Source organism: Bacillus hominis, assembly GCF_018332515.1.
Lineage (GTDB): Bacteria > Bacillota > Bacilli > Bacillales > Bacillaceae_G > Bacillus_A > Bacillus_A hominis.
In genome coordinates this window covers 1-680 of record NZ_BOQD01000578.1, presented here as the reverse complement: position 1 = coordinate 680, position 680 = coordinate 1, and the positions used below count along the sequence as shown (strand labels likewise).

Genomic DNA, 680 nt, shown 5'->3' with positions numbered 1-680 from the left:
TGATTTAGAAGTAAAAGAAGACAAATTAGTAACCGAATACTTCGAAATTACAGGCAGTTTGACTGCGCCATGGAATGGCGAAGAAAAAACAATTACTGAACTACAATCTTACTTGCAAGATCCGAATCGTGATATACGAAAAAAAGCAAAAACACTTATCTCTGAACAGTACTTATCTGTTGAAAAGGAACTACAAACCATTTTAAATGAATTAATCACAATCCGTCACCAAAAGGCAAAAAACATTCAATTAGATAATTATCGTGATTATATTTTCAAAAAATACGAACGTTTTGATTATACGGCTGAAGATTGCTATGAATTTGCAGAATCTGTTCGTAAATACGTTGTACCACTTATTGATAATATATTTAATGAGAAAAAAGCTGAACTTCAAGTAGATACACTTCGTCCGTGGGATCTAAAAGCAGCCGCACCAAATCAAAAAGTATTAAAACCTATTGAAGGCGAAAGTGATTTAATCGAAAAAAGTTCTCATATTTTACACAAACTAGACCCTGAATTTTCTGCATTATTAAGCCGTATGCATAAAAATGATTGCTTAGATTTAGACAGTCGTAAAGGAAAAGCAGCTGGTGGTTTTTGCGAACACTTACCTGCTTCTCAATTATCTTTTATTTTTATGAATCTCAATCATACACATTATGATGTTACTACTT

The 680-nt window shown here is 32.2% G+C and carries 1 protein-coding gene; it reads left to right on the top strand.

The window, feature by feature from the left end; translation table 11 throughout:
- A partial coding sequence (locus KI356_RS27450; RefSeq protein ID WP_238486253.1) for a M3 family metallopeptidase occupies positions 1-680 on the top strand: 680 nt, incomplete at both ends.